24 protein-coding genes are annotated in these 23,569 nt (G+C 30.4%); 22 read left to right on the plus strand and 2 right to left on the minus strand.

What is annotated here, in order from left to right:
* The first annotated feature begins 145 nt into the window (after window positions 1–145).
* The 16 genes from BUA48_RS01360 (at window position 146) to BUA48_RS01435 (ending at window position 15,878) form a co-directional block, all read left to right on the plus strand.
* Window positions 146–1,294 carry an aminotransferase class I/II-fold pyridoxal phosphate-dependent enzyme gene (locus tag BUA48_RS01360; protein WP_143147651.1) on the plus strand — a complete coding sequence of 383 codons (1,149 nt, stop codon included), beginning with the start codon at window positions 146–148 and terminating at the stop codon, window positions 1,292–1,294.
* Window positions 1,295–1,395: 101 nt separating this feature from the next.
* Entirely contained in the window at window positions 1,396–2,274 is an 879-nt protein-coding gene (locus tag BUA48_RS01365; RefSeq protein WP_072829314.1) for a YicC/YloC family endoribonuclease, read from the plus strand.
* Between the two features lie 15 nt (window positions 2,275–2,289).
* Window positions 2,290–2,562, plus strand: coding sequence for an extracellular matrix/biofilm regulator RemA (gene remA, locus BUA48_RS01370; RefSeq protein ID WP_072829316.1), 273 nt, complete (start codon window positions 2,290–2,292; stop codon window positions 2,560–2,562).
* Window positions 2,555–3,187 carry a guanylate kinase gene (gmk, locus tag BUA48_RS01375; RefSeq protein WP_072829318.1) on the plus strand — a complete coding sequence of 211 codons (633 nt, stop codon included), beginning with the start codon at window positions 2,555–2,557 and terminating at the stop codon, window positions 3,185–3,187. Before remA ends, gmk begins: the two co-directional genes overlap by 8 nt.
* The gene (rpoZ, locus tag BUA48_RS01380; protein ID WP_072829321.1) at window positions 3,180–3,404 is read left to right on the plus strand and encodes a DNA-directed RNA polymerase subunit omega; all 225 of its coding nucleotides are present in this window, start codon (window positions 3,180–3,182) and stop codon (window positions 3,402–3,404) included. Before gmk ends, rpoZ begins: the two co-directional genes overlap by 8 nt.
* A 2-nt stretch (window positions 3,405–3,406) precedes the next feature.
* The gene (gene coaBC / locus BUA48_RS01385; RefSeq protein WP_072829322.1) at window positions 3,407–4,591 is read left to right on the plus strand and encodes a bifunctional phosphopantothenoylcysteine decarboxylase/phosphopantothenate--cysteine ligase CoaBC; all 1,185 of its coding nucleotides are present in this window, start codon (window positions 3,407–3,409) and stop codon (window positions 4,589–4,591) included.
* Between the two features lie 38 nt (window positions 4,592–4,629).
* Complete coding sequence (gene priA, locus BUA48_RS01390; protein ID WP_072829324.1) at window positions 4,630–6,831, plus strand: primosomal protein N'; 2,202 nt, start codon at window positions 4,630–4,632, stop codon at window positions 6,829–6,831.
* Between the two features lie 162 nt (window positions 6,832–6,993).
* On the plus strand, window positions 6,994–7,449 hold the full coding sequence (gene def / locus BUA48_RS01395; protein WP_072829326.1) for a peptide deformylase: 456 nt from the start codon (window positions 6,994–6,996) through the stop codon (window positions 7,447–7,449).
* A complete protein-coding gene (gene fmt, locus BUA48_RS01400; RefSeq protein ID WP_072829328.1) occupies window positions 7,446–8,375 on the plus strand; it encodes a methionyl-tRNA formyltransferase in 930 nt (309 codons plus the stop codon). Before def ends, fmt begins: the two co-directional genes overlap by 4 nt.
* 37 nt (window positions 8,376–8,412) lie before the next feature.
* Window positions 8,413–9,741 carry a 16S rRNA (cytosine(967)-C(5))-methyltransferase RsmB gene (rsmB, locus tag BUA48_RS01405; protein WP_072829330.1) on the plus strand — a complete coding sequence of 443 codons (1,329 nt, stop codon included), beginning with the start codon at window positions 8,413–8,415 and terminating at the stop codon, window positions 9,739–9,741.
* An 8-nt stretch (window positions 9,742–9,749) separates the two neighbouring features.
* Window positions 9,750–10,784 (plus strand): dual-specificity RNA methyltransferase RlmN, encoded by a 1,035-nt coding sequence (gene rlmN, locus BUA48_RS01410; RefSeq protein ID WP_072829332.1) that lies wholly within the window; start codon window positions 9,750–9,752, stop codon window positions 10,782–10,784.
* A gap of 12 nt (window positions 10,785–10,796) precedes the next feature.
* Window positions 10,797–11,543, plus strand: a complete 747-nt coding sequence (locus BUA48_RS01415; RefSeq protein WP_072829334.1) for a Stp1/IreP family PP2C-type Ser/Thr phosphatase — start codon at window positions 10,797–10,799, stop codon at window positions 11,541–11,543.
* The gene (gene pknB, locus BUA48_RS01420) at window positions 11,518–13,707 is read left to right on the plus strand and encodes a Stk1 family PASTA domain-containing Ser/Thr kinase (RefSeq protein WP_072829336.1); all 2,190 of its coding nucleotides are present in this window, start codon (window positions 11,518–11,520) and stop codon (window positions 13,705–13,707) included. The genes BUA48_RS01415 and pknB overlap by 26 nt, the downstream gene beginning before the upstream one ends.
* Before the next feature lie 23 nt (window positions 13,708–13,730).
* Window positions 13,731–14,597 carry a ribosome small subunit-dependent GTPase A gene (rsgA, locus tag BUA48_RS01425; RefSeq protein ID WP_072829338.1) on the plus strand — a complete coding sequence of 289 codons (867 nt, stop codon included), beginning with the start codon at window positions 13,731–13,733 and terminating at the stop codon, window positions 14,595–14,597.
* Entirely contained in the window at window positions 14,591–15,241 is a 651-nt protein-coding gene (gene rpe / locus BUA48_RS01430; RefSeq protein WP_072829340.1) for a ribulose-phosphate 3-epimerase, read from the plus strand. The genes rsgA and rpe overlap by 7 nt, the downstream gene beginning before the upstream one ends.
* A 1-nt stretch (window position 15,242) precedes the next feature.
* A complete protein-coding gene (locus BUA48_RS01435; protein WP_072829342.1) occupies window positions 15,243–15,878 on the plus strand; it encodes a thiamine diphosphokinase in 636 nt (211 codons plus the stop codon).
* A gap of 375 nt (window positions 15,879–16,253) precedes the next feature.
* On the opposite strand, the gene rpmB is transcribed toward BUA48_RS01435, so the two are convergent.
* Window positions 16,254–16,445 carry a 50S ribosomal protein L28 gene (rpmB, locus tag BUA48_RS01440; RefSeq protein WP_072829344.1) on the minus strand — a complete coding sequence of 64 codons (192 nt, stop codon included), beginning with the start codon at window positions 16,443–16,445 and terminating at the stop codon, window positions 16,254–16,256.
* Between the two features lie 194 nt (window positions 16,446–16,639).
* On the opposite strand from rpmB, the gene BUA48_RS01445 reads away from it, so the two are divergent.
* The 6 genes from BUA48_RS01445 to BUA48_RS01470 all read left to right on the plus strand — a co-directional run bounded on the left by BUA48_RS01445 (window position 16,640) and on the right by BUA48_RS01470 (window position 22,402).
* Window positions 16,640–16,990, plus strand: a complete 351-nt coding sequence (locus tag BUA48_RS01445; RefSeq protein WP_072829346.1) for an Asp23/Gls24 family envelope stress response protein — start codon at window positions 16,640–16,642, stop codon at window positions 16,988–16,990.
* A gap of 14 nt (window positions 16,991–17,004) precedes the next feature.
* Window positions 17,005–18,642, plus strand: coding sequence for a DAK2 domain-containing protein (locus tag BUA48_RS01450; protein WP_072829348.1), 1,638 nt, complete (start codon window positions 17,005–17,007; stop codon window positions 18,640–18,642).
* Between the two features lie 53 nt (window positions 18,643–18,695).
* On the plus strand, window positions 18,696–20,732 hold the full coding sequence (gene recG / locus BUA48_RS01455) for an ATP-dependent DNA helicase RecG (RefSeq protein ID WP_072829349.1): 2,037 nt from the start codon (window positions 18,696–18,698) through the stop codon (window positions 20,730–20,732).
* 91 nt (window positions 20,733–20,823) lie between these two features.
* Window positions 20,824–21,381, plus strand: coding sequence for a 16S rRNA (guanine(966)-N(2))-methyltransferase RsmD (rsmD, locus tag BUA48_RS01460; protein WP_072829351.1), 558 nt, complete (start codon window positions 20,824–20,826; stop codon window positions 21,379–21,381).
* A gap of 2 nt (window positions 21,382–21,383) precedes the next feature.
* Window positions 21,384–21,863, plus strand: coding sequence for a pantetheine-phosphate adenylyltransferase (gene coaD, locus BUA48_RS01465; RefSeq protein WP_072829353.1), 480 nt, complete (start codon window positions 21,384–21,386; stop codon window positions 21,861–21,863).
* A 14-nt stretch (window positions 21,864–21,877) separates the two neighbouring features.
* Entirely contained in the window at window positions 21,878–22,402 is a 525-nt protein-coding gene (locus BUA48_RS01470) for a hypothetical protein (protein WP_072829355.1), read from the plus strand.
* Here BUA48_RS01470 and ylbJ read toward each other — a convergent pair.
* Complete coding sequence (gene ylbJ / locus BUA48_RS01475; RefSeq protein ID WP_072829357.1) at window positions 22,392–23,552, minus strand: sporulation integral membrane protein YlbJ; 1,161 nt, start codon at window positions 23,550–23,552, stop codon at window positions 22,392–22,394. The genes BUA48_RS01470 and ylbJ overlap by 11 nt on opposite strands.
* Window positions 23,553–23,569: the final 17 nt, after the last annotated feature.

Here is a 23,569-nt window from a genome sequence, read left to right on the forward strand (position 1 = left end):
GAAAATAAATTTATTTTAATAAAAGGGAAATTGCTGAGCGATTTCCCTTTTATTTATATTTATTACTGTTATATATTGATAAAAGACTATCACATTGGTAAAATAAGAAGAATATTATAGAGTATACTAATGGAGGAATATAATCATGAGAACAAATAATAGGATAGATAAAATAAAAGAATATCATTTTAAAAACTTAGATATAATAAAAAATCAAGTAATTAGTACTGGAATAGATGTTGTGGACCTGAGTATAGGCGATTCTAATATTCCTGTAGATAATAGAATAATAGAAGCTTTAAAAAATTCTTTCTTGAAAGATGGATTTAATAAGTACCCACCATATGAGGGTATCAATGAACTTAAGGAAGCTGTTATAAAATATTATAAAAGTAGATATGATGTAGAACTAGATTTAGATGAAGTTGTAATTTTAATAGGTTCTAAAGAAGGTATTAACAATATAATACCTGCTATATGTGATATAGGAGAGTATATTATAGCACCTAACCCAGGATATCCTGTATACGCTACATCTGCCTCTTTGTGGGGATGTAACACTTATAAGGTGGATTTATATGAAGAGGATGGATTTCTCCCTAGAATGGAGGATATAAGTGATGAAATGAAAAAAGCAGCCAAGCTGTTCTTTATAAATTATCCTAATAATCCAACTGGGGCTATAGCTAATGAAAAGTTTTACAAGGAAATAATTGAATTTTGCAAAAACAATGAGATCTTATTATGTAATGATGGAGCTTACAATGAAATTGTGCAAGGTGATACTAAGACAAGCAGTATATTGCAATTTGATAAGGAGAAAACTTCAATAGAGTTTGGAAGTCTATCTAAACCTTATAATATGACTGGCTTTAGAATAGGGTATGCTGTAGGAAATAAAGAAGCTATAAGAGCATTGGCTAAGATAAAAAGTAATGTAGACTCTGGACAGTTTAAACCTATACAATATGCAGCTATTGAGGCTTTGAGTTTAGGTGAGGAATATCTTTCACAGATTCAAAAGATATACAGTGAAAGAAGAGAGATAGCTGAAAAAGTATTGAAAGAAAAAAATATAGAATTTTTTGAAACTACAGGTGCTTTCTATATACTTGCTAAAACTCCTAAGGGATATACAACTAAGGAATTTTGTGAAGAACTTTTAAGAAAGCATGGAGTTGCAGTAGCTCAAGGTGGTATATTTGGAACTGTAACTGAGGGATATTTTAGAATTGCTTTAACCCAAGATAAGGAAAGAATTTATGAAGGATTAAACAGATTAGATAGATATTAATTATAATAAAGGCAAGAGTTACAATTTTACTTGAAATTTGTTGCACCTTTTATGTATAATGAGTAGTATGAATTTAAATGCGTATGAGAAGGTGGATAATAATGGTTTATAGTATGACTGGCTTTGGGCGAGGAAGTAGTACTGAGAATGGTAAAACTTTCATTGTTGAAATTAAAAGTGTTAATCATAGATACTTAGATATCAACATTAAGATGCCAAGAGTTCTCTTGCCTTTAGAAGATAAAATAAGAAAAGTAGTAAGTAGCAAGTTAAAAAGAGGAAAAGTTGATATTTACATAACTCAAAAAAATTATTCAGTTGATAATTCAGAGGCTATTCTAAATAAGAGTTTATTAGAAAGCTACATTAATTGTCTTAATGAGATAAAAGAAGGGTATAATTTAAAAGACGATTTATCTATTGCTACAGTAGCTAGATTTCCAGAGGTTTTAACACTTCAAACAAAGGAAGAGGATATAGAAAATGTATGGTCTATATTAAGTTCTGCATTAGAGGAATCTTTAAATCTACATGTTAATATGAGACTAGTAGAGGGTGAAAAACTTTGCAATGATATGAAAGAAAAATGTAGAGTTATTAAAGAGCAGGTTTCTAGTATAGAAGAAAAGGCTCCACTTGTTGTAAATGAGTATAGAGAGAAATTGCACGATAGATTAAGTGAAATTTTAGAGGACGGAAAAGTAGATGAAAGTAGAATAGCTATGGAAGTTGCTTTATTCGCAGATAAAGCTGGTATAGATGAGGAAATAACAAGGTTATATAGTCATCTTGACCAAATACATACTACATTAGAATTAAATGAAGCTATAGGTAGAAAATTAGATTTCATAGTTCAGGAGATGAATAGAGAAACTAATACAATTGGATCTAAAGCAAATAATTTAGAAATTTTAAATAAAGTATTAACTATTAAGAATGAAATAGAGAAAATTAGGGAACAAATACAAAATATAGAGTAGTACTGGGAGGTCAGCATGAGTATAAAATTAATTAATATAGGATTTGGAAATATAGTTTCAGCTAATAGATTAGTTGCTATTGTAAGTCCAGAATCAGCACCTATAAAAAGAATCATTCAAGAAGCTAGAGATAGAGGGATGCTTATAGATGCAACTTATGGAAGAAGAACAAGAGCAGTTATAATTACTGACAGCGATCACGTAATCTTATCAGCAGTTCAACCAGAAACAGTAGCACATAGATTATCTACAAAGGATGAAGAAGCTACTGACGAGGTGGATGAATAATATGAGCAAGGTTAATGATAGGGGCTTACTAATTGTATTATCAGGCCCATCAGGAGCTGGTAAAGGAACTGTATGTAAAGAATTACTTAAAGGAAATGATTATTGGTTATCTGTATCAGCTACAACAAGAAACCCAAGAGAGGGTGAAGTTGATGGGGTAAGTTATTACTTTCTAAAGAAAGAAGATTTCCAAACTAGAATAAAAAATAATCGTTTTTTTGAATATGCTGAGGTATATGGTAACTACTACGGTACTCCAAAGGATGAAATATTTGAAAAACTTGAAGCAGGAAAAGATGTTATTTTAGAAATAGACATTCAAGGTGCTTTACAAGTAAAAGAAGTATATAAAGAAGGTGTATTCATTTTTATACTTCCTCCATCAATGGAAGAACTTAAAAATAGAATAATAGGTAGAGGTTCTGAAACAGAGGAATCTTTAAACACTAGGTTTGAATCAGCATATAAAGAATTAAACTATGTATCAAAATACAACTATGCTGTTGTAAATGATTATGTAGAAGATGCTGTTAAAAAAATAGAATGTATAATAAAAGCAGAAAGATGTAGAGTTGATAGAATTAAAGACTCTATTGTCAATGAGGAGGGTATTATAAATGGTTAAATCAGATTCAATGATAAATCCATCAATAGTAAATTTATTAAAGCATGTAGATAACAGATATTCATTAATTGTAGCTACTTCAAAAAGAGCTAGACAATTAATAGATAAAGAGCCTGTTTTAATAGAGAGGAATTTCTTGAAGCCTTTAACAACAGCTATCAATGAAGTTCACGAAGGTGCTATTATAGTAGAAAGAATTAAAGAAGGTATTAAATAGAAATGAGTAAAAAGACTGTAGTTGTTGGGGTTACAGGTGGAATTGCTGTATATAAAGCTTTAGACGTTATAAGTAGACTTAAAAGGCAGGATATAGAAGTTCATGTGATAATGACTAAATCAGCAAAGGAGTTTGTTACTCCATTAAGTTTTCAATCGCTAAGCCAAAACATGGTTATACACGATATGTTTGAAGAACCAAAAGCATGGGAAATTCAACATATATCTTTAGCTAAGAAAGCAGATTTGCTTTTAGTTGTGCCAGCAACAGCTAATATAATTGGAAAAGTAGCAAATGGAATAGCTGATGATATGCTCTCAACAACTATAATGGCAACAAAGGCTCCAGTTATTTTTGCACCAGCTATGAATACTAATATGTATAAAAATCCTATAGTTCAAAGAAACATTAAGGAACTTGAAAATTTAGGATATGGATTTATAGAACCATATAGCGGTAGACTTGCTTGTGGAGACGAAGGAAAGGGCAAATTGGCGCCTACAGATCTTATAGCAGAGACTGTAATTAGTAAGTTATATGATGTAAAGGACTTAATAGGCAAAAAAGTTCTTGTTACAGCTGGACCTAATGTAGAACCTATAGATCCTGTGAGATTTGTTACTAATCATTCTTCAGGGAAAATGGGCTATGCAATAGCAGAAGAGGCTAGAGATAGAGGTGCAGAGGTAGTTTTAGTAAGTGGACCAACTAACTTACCTAAACCTTTTGGAATAGAGGTTATCGATGTTAAAACAAACGAAGACATGTACAAAGCTGTAATGGATAGATTTCAAGTGCAGGATATAGTTATTAAATCTGCTGCAGTTGCTGATTATAGAATTGAACATTATTCAGAGAATAAAATTAAAAAAACAGGTGATACTTTAGAATTAAAATTTGTTAAGAATAAAGATATTTCACTTGAATTAGGTAAGATTAAAAAATCACAGATTTTAGTTGGATTTGCCGCTGAAAGTGAGAATGTTATAGAAAATGCTAAGGGCAAACTAAAAAGAAAGAACTTAGATTTTATAGTTGCCAATAATATTAAGTCTGATAAAATTGGCTTTAAATCTGATTTTAATGAGGTTACTATTATTTCAGAAAATGAAGTTATTTCATTAGACATAATGAGTAAAAGAGAAGTTGCAAAAGAATTATTTAATTTAATAAATAAAAAGCGCTAATGCGCTTTTTTATTTATCTTAAATTTTGAGGTGGTTAGGTGTTTTTTTATGCAGGCATTATAATTAATAATATTTCTGTACATATAGATAAAGTATTTACTTATGAAATACCTGAGGAACTAGTTGGTGTTTTAGATATAGGTTATAGAGTAAGAGTTCCCTTTGGAAGGGGAGATAAGGTTGTTGAAGGCTTTGTTTTAGAAATGAAGGAAAGCTTTGCTCAACTAGAAAAAACTAAAAAGGTTATTTCTTTGTGTGATAAAAAACCTTTACTGAGCTATGATGATGTTGAATTAATAAAGAAAATAAGAAATAAGTATTTAAGCACCTATATAGAAGCTATAAGACTTATGTTACCCCCTGGTATATTTAAAGGTATGAAAAAAAAGACTACAAATTTACTTTATATAGGAAGACCTTTGGAGGAAAAGTATTTAAAAGAACCCTATATCAAAATTGTAAAGGTGATTGATGAAAATAAGGGACAATACAATAAAGCTGAACTTAGCAAGAAGTTTAATGTATCTTTATCATCAATTAACACTTTAGTAAAGCATGGATTTATATCTTTAGAAGAACATGAAGAAAGTAGGGCAGATTTTAGAGAATTTATACCTTATGAAGAGAAAGTTTTAAAGGATTTTCAAAAAAATGCTATTGATATTATATTAAATAGCTGTGAAAAAAAGTTCTTGCTACATGGAGTAACTGGTAGCGGTAAAACGGAAATATATTTAAATTTAGTTAGTAAGTATTTAAAAGAAGGAAAAGAAAGTATAATACTTGTACCTGAGATTTCTCTTACACCTCAAATGGTAGAACGTATAAAGGGAAGATTTGGAAAGGACGTTGCGGTATTTCATAGTAAACTTTCAGATGGAGAACGCTATGATGAGTGGATGAGAGTAAATGAAGGAGCTGCTAAGGTTGCTATAGGGGCAAGGTCAGCTTTATTTTTACCCTTTAGAAATTTAGGACTTATAGTGATAGATGAAGAACATGAAAATAGCTATAAATCAGATAGTAGCCCTAAGTATAATGCTAAGGAAGTTGCTTTTATGAAAAGTGATATTTCGGGTTGTAAAGTGGTTTTAGGCTCTGCTACGCCATCAATAGAAAGTTATCATTCCTCATTAAGGGGAGAAGTTAAGTTAATAACCCTAGAGAGAAGGGTTAATAATAGACCTCTACCTGAAACTAAGATAATAGATATGAGAGAAGAACTTATCTCAGGAAATAGATCTATATTTAGTAGAGAACTATATAGTGCTATTGAGGAGACCCTTAGTAGAGGAGAGCAGATAATTTTATTCTTAAATAAAAGAGGATTTTCATCCTTTGTATCTTGTAGAGAATGTGGCTATGTTTATAAATGTGATAATTGTGATATTTCCTTGACTTATCATAACTTTAGCAACAAACTTATATGTCATTATTGTGGTTGCAGCAAAGAAGTATCTAAGCTTTGTCCTAAGTGTAAAAGTAAATATATAAAGCAATTTGGAGTTGGAACGGAAAGAGTAGAACAAGAACTACATAGATATTTTAAAGGGATAAGAACATTGAGAATGGATTTCGATACAACTAGAAAAAAGAATTCTCATGAGGAAATTTATAATAGCTTTAAAAGAGGAGATGCAGATGTTTTAATAGGAACTCAAATGATAACAAAGGGATTAGATTTTGAAAATGTAACTTTGGTTGGTGTCCTTGCAGCAGATTTATCCCTTAACTTACCGGATTATAGAGCCTCAGAAAGAACCTTCCAGATAATTATGCAGGTAGCAGGAAGGGCAGGAAGAGCGGATAAAAGCGGTAGAGTTATAGTGCAAACATATAGCCCAGATGAAATTAGTATACAGAAAACTGTTACCAATGATTATGAAGGCTTTTATGAAAATGAGATTAAAATAAGAGAGTTAATGAACTATCCGCCCTTTTCAAAGCTGCTTGTTATAAATGCAACTTCTATAAAGGAAAGAGAGCTTATTGAAGCTATGAATTACTTAGGAATTAAATTGGATGATATATTGAAGGAGTTTCCACAGGTTTCTAAGCTTGGACCTTGTAGTTGTGGAGTGTCAAAGATTAAAAATGAATATAGATGGCAAATAATACTTAAGGGAGAGTTAAATGATGAAATTAACAATCTCATGAAAAATACAGCTTATGAAACTTTAAAGGAAATTAATAATGGAATAAAGATTTCCTTAGACATAAATCCTAATAGCTTAATGTAAAGAGGCTTTTAAAATAATATGTTACATTAAGGTAAAAATTAATAAATATAGTTGCATAAGTAGACATAAAAGAAAGTATAATGTTAAAATAAAAGTTAATCATAAAAATATTAAGTTTACGAAGAAAAAAACTTGAATTTGAATTCAAAGTAGGAGGAAGTTATGGCTTTAAGAAGGGTAACAATTAACGGTGAGGAAGTATTAAGAAAAGTAGCAAGTAAAGTTGAAAATATAGATAAAGATTTATTGAAACTTATTGAGGACATGAAAGATACTATGTATCACTGTGATGGAGTTGGTATTGCAGCACCACAAGTGGGCGTATCTAAAAGACTTATAGTAATAGATATAGGGGAAGGTCCTATTGTGTGTATTAATCCTGAAATAATTGAAATGTCAGGAGAAGAAATTGATATAGAAGGATGTTTAAGTGTACCTGAAGTAGAGGGTGAGGTAAAAAGACCTAAGAATGTTAAGGTGAGATTTATAAATGAAAAGGGTCAATTATGTAATATGAAAGCTAGTGGATTATTAGCAAGAGCTTTTTGTCATGAGATTGACCACTTAGAAGGGATTTTATTTATAGATAAGGTTGAAAAAAGGAGAAGTAGAATATGAAAATAGTTTTTATGGGTACACCAGATTTTTCAGTACCTACATTAGAAAAACTTATAGACAATACAGAGGTTGTTGGAGTTCTTACTCAACCAGATAAACCAAAGGGTAGAGGAAAAAAAATGAGTATATCTCCTGTTAAGGAGGTTGCACTACAGCATAATATTCCTGTATATCAACCTATAAGATTAAGAAAAGATACTGAACTTATAGAAAAGTTAAGAGAACTTGCTCCTGACTTTATAGTAGTTGTAGCCTTTGGACAAATTTTATCACAGGAAGTTCTTGATATTCCGAAATACGGATGTATCAATTTACATGCATCTTTACTTCCTAAGTATAGAGGCGCTGCACCATTAAATTGGGCTATAATAAGAGGAGAAAAGGTATCAGGTAATACTACCATGTTAATGGATGCAGGACTGGATACTGGAGATATGCTTTTAAAGCAAGAGGTTGAAATAACAGAAAATATGACTGCTGGAGATTTGCATGATATATTATGTGCACAGGGAGCAGACTTATTACTAGAAACTCTACATAAGTTAAAGGATGGAGAAATAAAGGGTATAAAGCAAGGAGAAGCAGAAAGTGAATATGCTTCAATGCTAAATAAAGATATAGCTAAGATAAATTGGAATTCTACAAGTGGAGATATACATAATTTTGTTAGAGGATTGAATCCTTGGCCAATAGCGCATACTTCTTATAAGGATATGACTATTAAAATATACGAAACAAGACTTACTGAAAAGGATTCTAATAAAGAACCAGGTACAATAGTTAATGTAAGTAAAGAAGGTATGATGGTTTCAACTAGTACAAAGGATATCTTGGTGAAAACAATACAGGTACCAGGTAAAAAGACTATGAATGTAGGAGACTACATAAGAGGTAATGAAATAGAAGTTAATGTAGTGCTTAAATAATAAACTTCTTAATATTAAGAGTAAATGAGGTTAAAGAATGGATAACAGTAGAAAAATAGCAGTTAAGGTTTTAAATGAGGTTTTTGATAAGGGTGAGTTTTCTAATAAAAATCTTAACATAAGATTAATCAATTCGGATTTAGATAGTAAGGATAAAGCCCTAGTTACAGAAATTGTTTACGGAACCATAAAATATAGATATACTATAGATAGAATTATTGATAACTTTCTTAAAGAAGGTATTAAAAAATTAGATACTACTATCTTAAATATTTTGAGAATATCAATATATCAAATGAAATATTTAGATAAGATACCTGACTTTGCAGCTGTTAATGAAGGTGTTAATTTAGCAAAAGCAATGAAATCAGTGGGAATGTCTAAGTTAGTTAATGGTGTTCTTAGAAATTACTTAAGAAATAAAGAGGAAAGATACTGTGATGATAGAGATATTGTAAGTAACCTTTGTTATGATTATTCTTTTCCAAAATGGATGGTTAAAACCTTTATTACTCAATATGGTGAAGATACAGCAACTAAAATTTTAGAGGGGTTAAATAAAAGACCCGCTGTTACAGTTAGAGTAAACTCACTTAAAGCTGATTTTGAAGAGGTTTTTGATCTGCTAGAAGAAAACGAATATAGTGTAAGTGAAGGGTATATATGCCCAGAAGCCATTAGAATAGAAAAGGGTAGAAGTATAGAAAAGAATCCCTTATTTAAAGATGGATTAATTACTGTTCAAGATGAAAGTGCTATGCTTGTTGCTCCATCAATGGATTTAGAGGAGGGCATGACTGTATTAGATCTTTGTAGCGCTCCAGGTGGAAAAACAACTCATATAGCTGAACTTTTAGATAATAATGGGAAGGTATATGCTTTTGATCTTCAAAGGAGTAAACTACCATTAGTAGAGGAAAATGCAGAGAGATTAGGAGCTACTATAGTTCAATGTGATAAGCTTAATGCAGAGATCTTCAATGAAAAACTTGTAGATTTAGGTGATAGAGTTTTAATTGATGTACCTTGTTCAGGTTTAGGTATAATAAGAAAAAAACCAGAAATAAAGTGGAATAAATCTAAGAATCAACTAGATGCCTTAGCTCAAATGCAAAGAAGAATTATGAGTAATGCTTGTAAATATGTAAAACAGGGTGGATATCTTATTTACTCTACTTGTACTTTAAACAAGGATGAAAATGAAAAGAACATCAATTGGTTTTTATTAAATCATAGTGGATTTAAAGTTGAATCTCTTAACTTTGGGAAAGCTGAAAACATTATATATAACAAAGATGGATCAGTAACAATACTTCCAAATGATTATATGGATGGCTTTTTCATATGTAAAATAAAAAAACTATAGGTGGTTATATGCAAAATATACTTGATTTTACTTTAGAAGAATTACAATTATGGATGAAATCTAAAGGTCAACCAGCTTTTAGGGCAAAGCAAATATTTGATTGGATATATAATAAGGGTATATTTGATTTTAATAAAATGACTAATTTGCCTAAGGCTATGATTGAATCTTTAAATGAGGAACTTATTATAAATATACCTCAAGTAGTAGATAAGTTTATTTCTAAACAAGATGATACTATAAAGTTCTTAATGTCCTTACATGATGGAAACTTAATAGAAAGCGTAGTTATGAAATATTCACATGGAAACTCAATATGTATATCTACTCAAATAGGGTGTAGAATGGGATGCAAGTTTTGTGCATCTACTATTGATGGAATGGTAAGAAATTTAAGTTCAGGTGAAATAATTTCTCAAATATTATTAGCACAAAGTGTTTTAGGAGAGAGAATATCCAATATAGTACTTATGGGTAGTGGAGAGCCTTTAGATAATTATGAAAATGTTAAAAAGTTTTTATATTTAGTTAATGCTCCATATAGCTTGAACATTGGTCAAAGACATATAACACTATCTACTTGTGGAATAGTACCTAATATAGTGGATTTAGCCAATGAAGATATGCAAATAACCTTAGCTATTTCTCTTCATGCACCTAATGATTTTATAAGAAAGCAAAGCATGCCAATTGCTAATAAATACTCCATAAGTGAGTTGCTTGGTGCTTGTAAGTATTATGTAGATAAGACTAATAGAAGAATTACCTTTGAGTATGCGTTAATTAATGGGTTTAATGATGGTATTAAAGAGGCGGAGGAGCTTAGTAAATTATTAAAGGGGTTACTATGCCACGTTAATTTAATACCTGTAAATGAAATAAAAGAAAGAGATTTTAAAAAGTCAAAGTTAGAAAATATAAATAAATTTAAGGAATGCTTAGAAAGCAAAGGAATTCCAACGACAATACGTAGAGAAATGGGCTCAGACATTAATGCTGCTTGCGGTCAACTTAGGAGAAGTTATATTGAGAAAAATTCGTAAGGGGGTCTAAGTATGGTAGGGATGATTTCAGATATTGGGAATTTTAGGAAACTCAATGAAGACTTTGTTGGATGTATAGAAGAAAAAGCTTATAGGTGTTATATTGTAGCAGATGGTATGGGTGGACATAATGGTGGCGAAATAGCTAGTAGTACAGCGGTTCAGTATATTACGGATACAATAAACAACAGTGGTGAAACTGATGATATAGATAACCTTATAAGGAAAACTATTGATGAAGCTAATAAAGAGATATATGAATTAGCTAGGCAAAAGGAATCTCTAAATGGTATGGGAACAACTCTTACCTTATGTCTTGTGAAGGGTAATATGATGAAGGTGGCTAATATAGGTGATAGTAGCTGCTTTATATTAAAGGACAAAAAAGTTGAAAAGGTAACTAAGGATCATTCCTTAGTTCAAGAATTGATAGATTCTGGAAGCATAACAGAGGAAGAAGGGAAGAAACACCCTAATAAAAATATTATAACAAGAGCTTTGGGAACTAAGCTAGATGTAAAGGTAGATATTTTTAATGTAAGCTTAAGTGAAGTTGAAAAAGTTGTATTATGTACAGATGGATTATCCAATTCTGTAAGCAAAGATGAAATGGAAGAAGTGCTTTGCAAATATGATAATAATCAAAGGTCTTGTGAGGAACTTATAGAGATAAGTAAAAGAAATGGGAGTAAAGATAACATATCAGTTATAGTATTTGAAGGAGCGTGTGAAAATGAAGGGAACTATACTAGGGACTAGATATGAAGTTATTGAGAAGATTGGCGAAGGTGGAATGTCAGAGGTATATAAGGCGAAGTGCCATCTTCTTAATAGATTTGTAGCTATAAAAATTCTAAAGAAGGAGTTTGCTAGAGACAAAGAGTTCGTAGAAAAGTTTAAAAGAGAGGCTGCCTCATCAGCTGCATTGAATTGTAATAATATAATAAATATATATGACGTAGGTACTCAAGATGATATTAACTATATAGTTATGGAGCTTGTTACAGGAAAAACTTTAAAAGATATAATAAAAGAAAATAATAGAATAGAAATTGGAAGAGCAATAGATTATTCTATACAAATAGCAAAAGCATTAGAATGTGCACATAAAAATAATATAATTCATAGAGATATTAAACCACAAAATATAATGGTTACAGAAGATGGAACTATAAAGGTAGCTGACTTTGGGATTGCAAAGGCAACGGATTATAATACTATAATCAATACAACTAAAATAATGGGATCAGCGCATTATTTTTCACCAGAGCAAGCTAAGGGTAGTTTTGTAGATTTCAGAACTGATATATATTCTTTAGGTATAGTAATGTACGAGATGCTTGTAGGTAAGGTTCCATATGATGCAGATACAGCTGTTTCAGTGGCATTAAAGCATATACAAGAAACCCCAAAAGAACCTATGGAATTAAATCCAGCAGTTTATAAAGGGTTAAATGACATAGTATTAAAGGCTATGGAAAAAGATGCGGCTAATAGATACAGCACGATACATGAATTATTAGCTGATTTAAATGAAATAAAAGGTAATCCCTATTATCAAATAAAAAAATCAAACTTTGAGGATGATTTTACTAGAGTAATGGATGCTGTAGAAGTAGATGATAATACTATGATAAAAGATAGTACTATGATAAGAGATGGCATGAACTTTAAAAAGGCATTACATGATGATGAATATGAAGATGATGATGAGTATGAAGATGATGACGAGTATGAAGATGATGATAATGTTGGACATAAAAAAGGCAAGAAGAAAAAGATAGGTTTTTGGGCTATAATAGCTGCTATGGTTGTTGTTATAGGTGTATCTTTAGCTGTTCTGTTTAATATGATGGGTACAGGGTCTTCTAAAAATCAAATAGAAGTTCCTAAAATTGAAGGTTTAAGTAAAGATGATGCTACTAAAAAATTAGAAGAATTAGGATTAGTTTTAGAAGTAGCTGGAGAAGAAGATAGTACTGAACCTAAGGATACCATTATACGTAGTAATCCTAAGGAAGGGTATAAAGTTAAAAAAGGATCTAAGGTAAAAGTAATAGTTAGTAATGGTGGAGAAGGTATTACTTTAAAAGATTTCTCTAAGATGACTTTAGAAGAAGCTAAAAAAGCTTTAAAGGATCAGGAATTAGAATTAGGGCAAGTTAGTGAAGCTAGTGATGACAACATAGAAGAGGGAAAAATAATAAGTCAAAATCCTAAAGTTGGAACAAAGGTTAAAAAAGGTGATAAAATATCCTTAGTAGTAAGTAAAGGAAAAGAGTCTAAGGAAGTAGAAGTGCCAGATATAATTGGTTTAAGCAAAGAGGATGCTACTAAAAAGTTAAGTGATGCTAAACTTGTATTAGAAGTTGAGTCAGAAGAAGAAAGTGATAAGCCACAAGGAACAGTACTTAAGTGTAATCCTACTGTAGGCGCTAAGGCTAAACAGGATTCAAGAATTAGAGTTGTTCTAAGTAAGGGAAGACAATTTATAACTTTAGATGATTTTAGTAAGTATTCTCAATCAGCAGCAGCTGATAAAATAGAGCAATTAGGTTTGAAATGTAAAATTGAAGAACAAGAAAGTGATAAGCCAAAGGGCACTATAATATCACAAAATCCAGCTCCAGGAAAGACAGTTAAGCCAGGAGAAACCGTTACTTTGACAGTAAGTAAAGGACAAGAGACGGTTAATATTCCTGGAAATATTGTACGTATGGATGGAAAAGAAGCTTATGATAAATTGAAATCATTAGGATTAAATGTAGTTCAAGATACAAGGATAACCACAGATTCTACCCTTTATGGAAAGGTTATAGAGTGTAGTGCAAGTGGATCAGTTCCTAAGGGTAGCACAGTTACTATATATATAGGAGTATCTGGCAACCAAGGTGAAAAGCCTAATCAAGAGGAAAATAGATAAATAGTATAAATTATGGAGGACTAATGAGAGGCATCATAATCAAAGGTGTAGGCGGATTATACACCGTTAAAACAGAAGAAGGTTTAAAAGAGTGTAAAGCAAGAGGAAGATTTAGATATGACAAGGATAAGCCTTTAGTTGGTGATAGGGTAGAAATATCATTAGAGGGTAGTTCTTGCGTTATTGAGAAGATTTATGAGAGAGAAACAGAGTTAATAAGACCTTTGGTTTCAAATGTAACTCAAGCCTTTGTAGTATTTGCTTTAAAAAAACCAGATATTAATGAAGACTTATTAAATAAGTTTTTAGTAATATGTGAAGATAATAATTTAAAAGTTACTGTATGTTTTAATAAAATGGATTTGGTTTCACCAGAGGAAATTGAATGCGTTAATATGGTAAAAGAAGCTGGATATGATATGGTCTTTACTTGTGCTAAAGAGGGTATTGGTATAGACAACTTAAAGGAAAAGTTAAAGGGAAATATATCAGTATTATGCGGTCCTTCAGGAGTTGGAAAGTCAACTTTACTAAATGCTTTGCTAGGAAGAGAGCATATGGAAACAGGGGAAATCAGCAAAAAACTAGCTAGAGGAAAGCATACAACAAGACATAGTGAACTTATTGAATATGAGGATGGATTCCTGGTTGATACACCAGGATTCTCATCCTTAGAAACAATAATAATAGATAAAGATAATTTAATTCATTGTTTTCCAGAATTTGAAGAGTATAATGGAGAATGTAAATTTTCTAACTGTTCTCATCATAAAGAGCCTGGGTGTAAGGTGAAGGAAGCAGTGGAAGAAGGTAAAATACATAAAATGAGATATGAATTTTATCTTAAATTGCTACAAGAAGCTAATGATAGGAGGAATAAGTCATGGTAAAAATAGCACCATCGATTTTATCAGCAGATTTTGCAAATTTGGGGAGAGATGTAAAGAGTTTAGAAACTTATGGAGCAGATTGGGTACATATTGATGTTATGGATGGAAGTTTTGTACCTAATATATCCTTTGGTGCACCTATAATGAAAAGCATAAGAGAATTAAGTACTTTAGTTTTTGATGTGCATTTAATGATAGAGGAACCAGGAAGATATATAGAGGATTTCGTTAAAGCTGGAGCTGATATGATAACTGTTCATTATGAAGCAGATAGACATATAGACAGAACTATAAATTATATTAAAAGCTTTAATGTTAAGGCAGGGGTAGCTTTAAATCCAGGAACACCAGTAAGTCTTATAGAGGATTTAATTCCTAATTTGGATATGGTACTTATAATGTCTGTTAACCCAGGTTTTGGAGGACAGAAATATATACCGTACTGTGGAAACAAAATAAAGCAAGTAAAGGAATTAGCAGAAAAGTATAATAAAGAATTATATATACAAGTAGATGGTGGGGTATGCGCTGATAATATTAAAGAAGTAGTTCAGTGTGGAGCCAATAGTATAGTTGCTGGTTCAGCGGTATTTAAAAATGGAGAAATAGAAAAGAATATTAAGGTGTTAAGAGAGAGTATTTAAAATGAAAGTGCTTATAGTTACAGGTGGAAGTAAACCTAATGATAAATTGCTTTTACAAAAGTATGAAGAAGCAGAACTAGTAATTGCAGCGGATAGTGGATGTAATGTTTTATATGAAAATGCTTTGATGCCTAACATAATTTTAGGTGACTTTGACTCAGTGGACAAAAATATCTTAGAAGAAATAAAAAAAAGTAAAATAGAAGTTAAGGTGTATAATCCAGAAAAAGATTATACAGATACTGAGTTAGCTGTTTATAAAGCAATTGAACTTGGTGCTAGGCAAATTACTATGTTAGGTGCCACAGGAAGTAGACTTGATCATGTAATGGCTAATATAGGCCTTTTAAATCTCCTACTAGATAAGGGTATAAAAGCTAGTATTATAGATAGTAATAATGAAATATTTATTATAAATAAAGACACTGTCTTACAAGGAGTCTTTGGTCAAACTTTTTCCCTTCAAGCATATGAAGGAGTAGTTAAAAACTTGACTATTAAAAATGCTAAGTATGAGCTTAAAGACTATGATTTGAAAGTTGGGTCACCGCTTACTGTTTCTAATGAATTTTTACATGGAAATGTGGAGATAAATTTTGAAAGTGGAAAATTGATAGTGTTTTATACTCAAGATTAAAAGATATATTTAAATAAGAAAATAAAGAGTTGAAAAATGTGTTCCTTTTTTAAAAAAATGGGAACATATTTTTTTTTATTACATATAATGATAGTAGAGAATTTTTAGGAGGTACAAAAATATAGGATATTATTTAAAAAAGGAAACATAAGAAAATTATAAAAGGAAACATATAATTTTGAATGATTAATTTATTATAGGTAGACCATATAATAAATGCAGTAATAAGATAATTAATAGGTTAAGAAGTGGGGGGGAATTTGCTATGAAGATTATTGCTATAAAAATGCCTAAATTTATATCCAAAATAATAAGAATATTTTATAGAAAATAATAAGAATAAAAAAAATGCAGTGATAAACTGCATTTTTTATATTATACTGCACGTTGAACTTTACCAGAACGTAAACAACTAGTACAAACCTTAACTGTTCTTGGAGTACCGTTAACTACAGCTTTAACTTTCTTTAAGTTTGGAGCCCAAGTTCTATTAGTTTTATTTTCAGCGTGGCTACGTTGTCTACCATATACAACACCTTTTCCACAAACTTCGCATTTTCTTGCCATGTAAAACACCTCCTCTTGCCATAAAATAAAACAAAGGAATTAAACAAACATTATTTTATCATAAAGAATTAATATAAGCAAGTAATATATGAGATTTAAAGCAAATTAATATCATAATTAATATATTAACTTGAATAAAATACATATATAATATAAAATGTTTTATATGGTTTATATTAAAGGAGGAATTTAATATGAAAGGAAATGTTATTACAGAGCACGGCAATATTTTCTATACAGAAGAAGTCATAGCTAATATCGTTGGTCTTGCAACGATGGAGTGTTATGGTGTTGTTGGGATGGCTTCAAAAAATGCTACGGATGGATTATGGGAACTTTTAAGAAAAGAAAACCTAAATAAGGGTGTTAAGATACAAGCAAAAGAGGAAGGTCTTTATATAGAAGTATTTATTATTGTAGAGTACGGAACTAAAATTTCTGTAATTGCAAATAATATAATTCAAAAGGTTAGATATACAGTTGAAAATTTAACAGGATTAAAGGTTTCTACTTTAACTGTTAACGTTCAAGGTATAAGAGTTTAAGGGAGGGACAACAAGTGGAACATTTTAAAATAAATGGGCAGCAGTTTTACAACATGGTTGTAAATGCTTCTAATAGATTAGAAGAACAAATGGAGTATGTTAATGCATTAAACGTATTCCCAGTTCCGGATGGAGATACAGGGACTAATATGTCAATGACATTTACAACTGCTGTTAACGAAATTTCAGGTATGGAGTCTAAAACTATCAGTGAAATTTCAAAAACTTTAGCTAAGGGTGCCTTAATGGGCGCTAGAGGAAATTCAGGGGTTATATTATCACAAATTTTTAGAGGAATAGCTAAGGGCTTAGAAGGTCATACCGAAGTTACTTCTGATATGGTAGCTAATGCTTTACATGAGGGAGCAGTTTTTGCATATAAGGCGGTTATGAGACCAACAGAAGGAACTATACTTACAATAATAAGAGCAGCTGGTGATAGTGCTTTATCTATAGCTATTGAAGAAGAAGATATAGTAGAACTTCTAAGAAAAGTATGCATAGCTTCAGAAGATATGTTAAATAAAACACCAGAGATGTTACCTCAACTAAAAAAGGCAAAGGTTGTTGATGCTGGAGGTATGGGTCTTTTAATTTTATTTAAAGGAATGTTAGAAGCTTTAGAAACAGGTTTAGTATGTAAACCTTCAAAGGTTAAACAAGAGCCAGTAGTTAAAGCTGAAACAGCTAATGTTGGAAGCGTTCAAGAAATAGAAAATGGATATTGTACAGAGTTCTTTGTTAATGGTGAAAATATAGATGTTGATAAGTTTAAAAATGAAATTTCTAAACTTGGAGATTCTATGGTTGTTGTTGGACTTGAAGATATAGTTAAAGTTCATATCCACTCAAATGATCCAGGCAGAGTATTATCTATAGCAGCTAAGTTAGGAGAATTAACTAAGATAAAAATAGATAATATGAGAGAACAACATAGAAATCTTAACAATATAGTTGAAGAAGCTTCACCTTCTATAATTGAAGAAGAGGAAATGAAAAAATATGGCTTCATATCAGTTGCAAGAGGAAAAGGAATAGAAGCTATATTATCAGATTTAGGTGTAGACTGTGTTATAGAGGGTGGTCAAACAATGAACCCAAGTACGCAAGACATCTTAGATAGTATAAATAAAATAAATGCAGAACATATATTTATATTACCAAATAATAAAAATATAATAATGGCTGCTAATCAAGCTGTTGAATTAACAGAAAAAAATGTTCATGTAATACCTACTAAAACAATACCACAAGGAATTACTGCCTTAACAATGGTAGACCTTGAAGCAGAAGTAGAAGCTAATATAGAAACTATGAATGATGCAATGGCTAATGTTGCTACAGCATCAGTAACTTTTGCTGTAAAGGATACTGAAGCAGAAGGTAAAGCTATAAATGAAGGTGATATATTAGGATTAGTTGAAGATAATATAACTGAGGTTGGATCTGATATATTCAAGGTATGCTCAAGTGTAATAGAATCAATGGTAGATGAATATAGTGAACTATTAACAATCTACTTTGGTGAAGACGTGGATGAAGAAGAAGTTTCTAAGTTCGTAGAAGAACTTGAAGAGAAATATCCAGACTTAGATGTTCAGTGCTATGATGGTAAGCAACCATTATATTACTTTATAATGTCTGTAGAATAATAAAAAGAGCCTTAGGGCTTTTTTTATTTTACATTTAATTAATGGAGGAAAAAATGGAGCTTAATGAAGATATAAAGTATGTAAAGGGCGTTGGGCCTAAAATGTCAGAGGAACTAAATAAGATGGGCATTTTTACAGTACTAGATTTATTGTTATATTTTCCTAGAGATTATGAGGGTATAAACGGAGTAAATGATATTACTTTAAGTAAAGAAAATGAAAAAATAATAATTAAATGCAAAGTTCAAGGATATCAGCAGGATATTAGAACTTCTACGGGAAAGGTTTTAACAACTGTAATATTAAATGATGGAAAAAATTCTTTTAAAGCTAGGTGGTATAATCAGCCTTATATAAAAAAGAGTTTTTTGTTAAATCATGAATATCTCTTAAGTGGGAAAATTGAAAAATATAAGAATCAATGGATTTTAAATAATCCTAAAATAATTAGAAATTCAACCTTGGATAAGGATAATATATTAGTTAAATATCCTCTAAAGGGAAAAATGAGCAATAACTTTTTAAATAAGATAATATCCAATTTATTATGTGAAATAAAAATAACTGAAAATATGCCTATTAATATTTTAGAAAAATACAATTTATGTTCTCTTGATAAGGCTTTGAGGAATATACATAGTCCTAATAATAGGAATGATTTAGAAGAAGCAAGAAATAGACTTAAGTTTCAAGAATTATTTGCATATTCTATGAAAATACTTATGCTAAGAAGTTATATGGATGAATCTAGTGAAGGTATAACCTATACTATGAGCAGTGAATTATCAGAGTTAAAAGAAAGTTTACCCTTTAAACTTACTAATGCTCAAAGTAGGGTAGTAAGAGAAATTCTTATGGATCAAAAGAAAAGCAGACCTATGAATAGATTAGTTCAAGGGGATGTTGGAAGTGGAAAAACTATAGTAGCTATAATTGCTATGTTTAATGTGGTTAAAAATGGGTACCAGGCTGCTATGATGGCTCCAACAGAAATTTTAGCAAAGCAACATTATATAGAAGTATCTAATATGCTAGAAAAATTCCATATAAGAGTTGAACTTTTAGTGGGAAGTACTACAAAGAAAAATAAAGAGATAATAAAAGAAAAATTAAAAAATGGTGAAATTGATATAATTGTTGGTACTCATGCTTTAATTGAGGATGACGTTGAGTTTGAAAATTTAGGATTTGCAATTACAGATGAGCAACATAGATTTGGAGTAAATCAAAGATGTAGATTTTGTAGCAAGGGTAAAAATATAGATGTGCTTGTTATGACAGCAACTCCTATTCCAAGAACCTTGAATTTATATCTTTATGGAGATTTAGATGTTTCGATTATAGATGAATTGCCTCCAGGAAGACAAAATATAATAACTGATTATGTATGTAAAAATGAAAGAGAAAGAGTATATCAATTAGCCGTGCAGGAGATTAAGCAAGGAAGACAGGTTTATATAGTATGTCCTTTAGTTGAGGAAAATGATGAACTTAAAATAACATCTGTAGAGGAATTATTTAATGAGCTTAAGGAAAAATACTTTAAGGATATAAAAATAGCTATGTTACATGGTAAAATGAAGGCTAAAGATAAAGAAGCTATAATGGAAGAGTTTAAAGCTAATGAAACTAAGGTACTAATATCAACCACTGTAATAGAGGTAGGAGTTAATGTACCTAATGCTACTGTTATGATTATAGAAAACTCAGAGAGGTTTGGGCTTGCGCAGTTACATCAACTTAGAGGTAGGGTTGGAAGAGGAAGTCATCAATCCTATTGTATGTTAGTAGCAGATATAAAAAGTAATGTTACTAAAAAGAGAATGGAAATAATGAAGAGAAGCACAGATGGATTTTTAATTTCTGATGAGGATTTGAAAATTAGAGGTGCCGGAGAAGTCTTTGGTTTTAAACAAAGCGGAGACAATGAACTTATATTGGCGGATATTATAGATGATATTAATATAGTTAAAGCAGCAAATAAAGAAGCAAGAGAACTTATTTCTAGTGAAAATTTGGAGTATATAAAAATAAAAAAAGAAATATTAGAGAAAATAGAAAAAAGTTCAACATATATTTGTTATAATTAAAATAGGTACTTTAAATTAATATAAAACTTGTGTTATATTATGTTATAAAGTAAAATGTTTAACAAAAGAAGTATTTTAGGAGGTTTACAAGGTGAGAATAATTGCAGGAAAAGCTAGAGGTAGAAAGATCTTATCACCAGAAGGATTGGTTACAAGACCTACACTTGATAGGGTAAAAGAATCTATGTTTAATATCATACAAAATAGAACACCGGATGCTGTTGTAGCAGATATGTTTTCTGGTACAGGAAGCTTAGGGCTAGAAGCAGCTAGTAGAGGAGCAAAACGATGTTATTTAATGGATAAAAATGATGACACTTTTGCATGTTTGAAGGAGAATATAGATAATTTAAAATTTAATGATGTTTGCACATGCCATAAAGGTGATTGCTATGAGTGGATGAAAAGATTTTCTAAAGAAGGGGTAGTTTTTGATATAATTTTCATAGACCCACCATATGCAAAGGAAATGATACCTCCTGCTATAGATGTAATAATGCAACATAATCTATTACAAAAAGATGGGATTATAGTATGCAAAATTGATTCTTCTGAAATAATCTTTGAGGGTAATGAAGAAATTACTTTAACTAATAAAAGAAAGTATGGAAATACAACAGTACTTTTTTATGAGTATAAGGAAAGATAAAAATGAAAAAAGCAATTTATCCAGGTAGTTTTGACCCTATTACAAAGGGACATTTAGATATAATAAGAAGAGGGTCTAAAAGCTTTGATAAGGTAATAGTAGCAGTACTTATTAATTCAGAAAAACAAGGATTATTTTCTATAGAAGAAAGGGTATCTTTGATTAGAAAAGCCACATTTGGAATTGACAATGTTGAAATTATAAGCTTTGAGGGTTTATTAGTTGATTATATGGAGAAGAACCACATATCAATTATACTAAAGGGATTGAGAAATAGTAAAGACTTTGAATATGAGTTACAAATGGCAAATGTAAATAAAATCTTAGGAAATGAGATTGAAACTATATTTATGATAAGTAACCCAGAAAACTCTTACATAAGTTCCTCTATGGTTAAAGAAGTTTGTAAACTTGGAGGAAATATAAGTGGCTTAGTACCATCAGAGGTGGAAAGTATTATAAAGAAAAAAATTATGGGGTAAGGAGAGAAGAGGGAATGGAAGTATTAGAGCTAATAGGATATTTATATGAAATTTTAGATACATCTTCTAAGGTTCCTATGACTAATAAGGTAGTTGTAAGCAAATCTGAACTAGAGAGTATTTTAGATGAAATAGAAAATAAACTACCTGAAGAATTTAAAAAAGCTAAGTGGATATGTGAAGAAAAAGCAAGAATATTAAAAGAGGCTCATGAACAAGCTGAAATTATTAAAAAAGAGAGCATAGACATGATAAATAAAAAGGTTCATAATCATGAATATGTTAAAATTGCTGAAAGCAAGTCTGAAGAAATGCTTAACAATGCTCAGAGAAATGCTAAATATCTTCAAAATAGTTCTGTAGAATATGCATCTAATATTCTATTAGATGTAAAAAGGGAAATAAACTATCAACATAGCGAAATGATGGAAAATATAAAGCGAGAAATGGAAAAGTTTATAATTGAGATGGAAAAGGCAGCTATGAAAACCACAGCTACCTTAGACGATAATCTAGAGCAATTAAAACTTAAGAAGTAGGTTTGAATATTTTCTTTAATACTAAGGGAATTAATAGAATAATTAATAACATGTAAAAGGGCAATGGATTAAATTGTCCTTTTATAGTGTTTGAACTAACACTTAAATAATTATTAAATGGTAGATATAATATACAGCTTAATAAACTACAAAGTATGCCTTGAATAAACTTTCTACTTATGTATTTGCTTAAGGGAAAGTTATATTTATATGTAAATGAATACACTTGTGCTATAACTGAAAAACCACTAAAACTAATAAAGAAACTACATAAGCATATCTTTACTATATTTGCAACATTAGCATTGCAAATTAAGTTACATCCGTTAGTCATCTCTAAAGAACCTAAAAATGAATCGAAAATCAATGTCTTATAAAAGACAAAGGATTCAGAACCACTTTTAAGTAAGTATTGTAATATAGAACTGTTTTTAATTATTCCTGTAATCACAGAGAAAAGTACTATGAATCCACCTACTAATAAAGTTGTACTTATGGCGTCTTCTACACTTTTCTTTAAAACTGCCCCTACGTTATAAGAGTTAGCCTCAGAATTGCTGTGAGAAACCCTATATTTATAAGAGGAGTTTTTAGGGGTAATAACTAAGGACATAATAAAACAACTTAAATAATGAGAAATTAGGATTAAATAACCTAATCGTATATCGCCTAGCATAGTAGCACCTAAGGTACCTAAGATAAATATTGGACTTGCATTACTAGCTATATTTAATAATCTATCAGAGGTATTATAATCAATAGTGTTAGATTCTAATAAATCACAGGTGTATTTTGCACCTAAGGGATAACCACATAAACAACTAGTTAAGATAACAATACTACAATCTCTTGGCAGCCTTAGGGGTTTACAAAGAATACCACCTAAAAACTTAGAATAAAACTTGATTCCTCCAAAACCTATTATCATGTTAATAAGCATTAAGAATGGAAAGATTGAAGGAAATACAGCGTTAAAAAACAAAACAGCTCCATTTATAGCATAGGATATACTAGCTTTTGGATCAATTAGTATGCCTATAATAAATATACTACATATAAAAGTAGGTATAAGTTTGAAGCCTTTGTTTTTAAATAGTTCAAGTAAAAGATATACTATAACAATGCAAAGAATAAACAATAATATAAACAAAATATCCTCCTTATGCA

Source organism: Clostridium collagenovorans DSM 3089, from assembly GCF_900130005.1.
GTDB classification, from domain to species: Bacteria; Bacillota; Clostridia; order Clostridiales; family Clostridiaceae; genus Clostridium_D; species Clostridium_D collagenovorans.

Bases quoted from the DNA above. Each gene is read 5' to 3' on its own strand.
- BUA48_RS01360 (WP_143147651.1), top strand. From the start codon at position 146: ATGAGAACAAATAATAGGATAGATAAAATAAAAGAATATCATTTTAAA.
- BUA48_RS01365 (WP_072829314.1), top strand. From the start codon at position 1,396: ATGGTTTATAGTATGACTGGCTTTGGGCGAGGAAGTAGTACTGAGAAT.
- remA (WP_072829316.1), top strand. From the start codon at position 2,290: ATGAGTATAAAATTAATTAATATAGGATTTGGAAATATAGTTTCAGCT.
- gmk (WP_072829318.1), top strand. From the start codon at position 2,555: ATGAATAATATGAGCAAGGTTAATGATAGGGGCTTACTAATTGTATTA.
- rpoZ (WP_072829321.1), top strand. From the start codon at position 3,180: ATGGTTAAATCAGATTCAATGATAAATCCATCAATAGTAAATTTATTA.
- coaBC (WP_072829322.1), top strand. From the start codon at position 3,407: ATGAGTAAAAAGACTGTAGTTGTTGGGGTTACAGGTGGAATTGCTGTA.
- def (WP_072829326.1), top strand. From the start codon at position 6,994: ATGGCTTTAAGAAGGGTAACAATTAACGGTGAGGAAGTATTAAGAAAA.
- fmt (WP_072829328.1), top strand. From the start codon at position 7,446: ATGAAAATAGTTTTTATGGGTACACCAGATTTTTCAGTACCTACATTA.
- rsmB (WP_072829330.1), top strand. From the start codon at position 8,413: ATGGATAACAGTAGAAAAATAGCAGTTAAGGTTTTAAATGAGGTTTTT.
- rlmN (WP_072829332.1), top strand. From the start codon at position 9,750: ATGCAAAATATACTTGATTTTACTTTAGAAGAATTACAATTATGGATG.
- BUA48_RS01415 (WP_072829334.1), top strand. From the start codon at position 10,797: ATGGTAGGGATGATTTCAGATATTGGGAATTTTAGGAAACTCAATGAA.
- pknB (WP_072829336.1), top strand. From the start codon at position 11,518: ATGAAGGGAACTATACTAGGGACTAGATATGAAGTTATTGAGAAGATT.
- rsgA (WP_072829338.1), top strand. From the start codon at position 13,731: ATGAGAGGCATCATAATCAAAGGTGTAGGCGGATTATACACCGTTAAA.
- rpe (WP_072829340.1), top strand. From the start codon at position 14,591: ATGGTAAAAATAGCACCATCGATTTTATCAGCAGATTTTGCAAATTTG.
- BUA48_RS01435 (WP_072829342.1), top strand. From the start codon at position 15,243: ATGAAAGTGCTTATAGTTACAGGTGGAAGTAAACCTAATGATAAATTG.
- rpmB (WP_072829344.1), bottom strand. From the start codon at position 16,445: ATGGCAAGAAAATGCGAAGTTTGTGGAAAAGGTGTTGTATATGGTAGA.
- BUA48_RS01445 (WP_072829346.1), top strand. From the start codon at position 16,640: ATGAAAGGAAATGTTATTACAGAGCACGGCAATATTTTCTATACAGAA.
- recG (WP_072829349.1), top strand. From the start codon at position 18,696: ATGGAGCTTAATGAAGATATAAAGTATGTAAAGGGCGTTGGGCCTAAA.
- coaD (WP_072829353.1), top strand. From the start codon at position 21,384: ATGAAAAAAGCAATTTATCCAGGTAGTTTTGACCCTATTACAAAGGGA.
- BUA48_RS01470 (WP_072829355.1), top strand. From the start codon at position 21,878: ATGGAAGTATTAGAGCTAATAGGATATTTATATGAAATTTTAGATACA.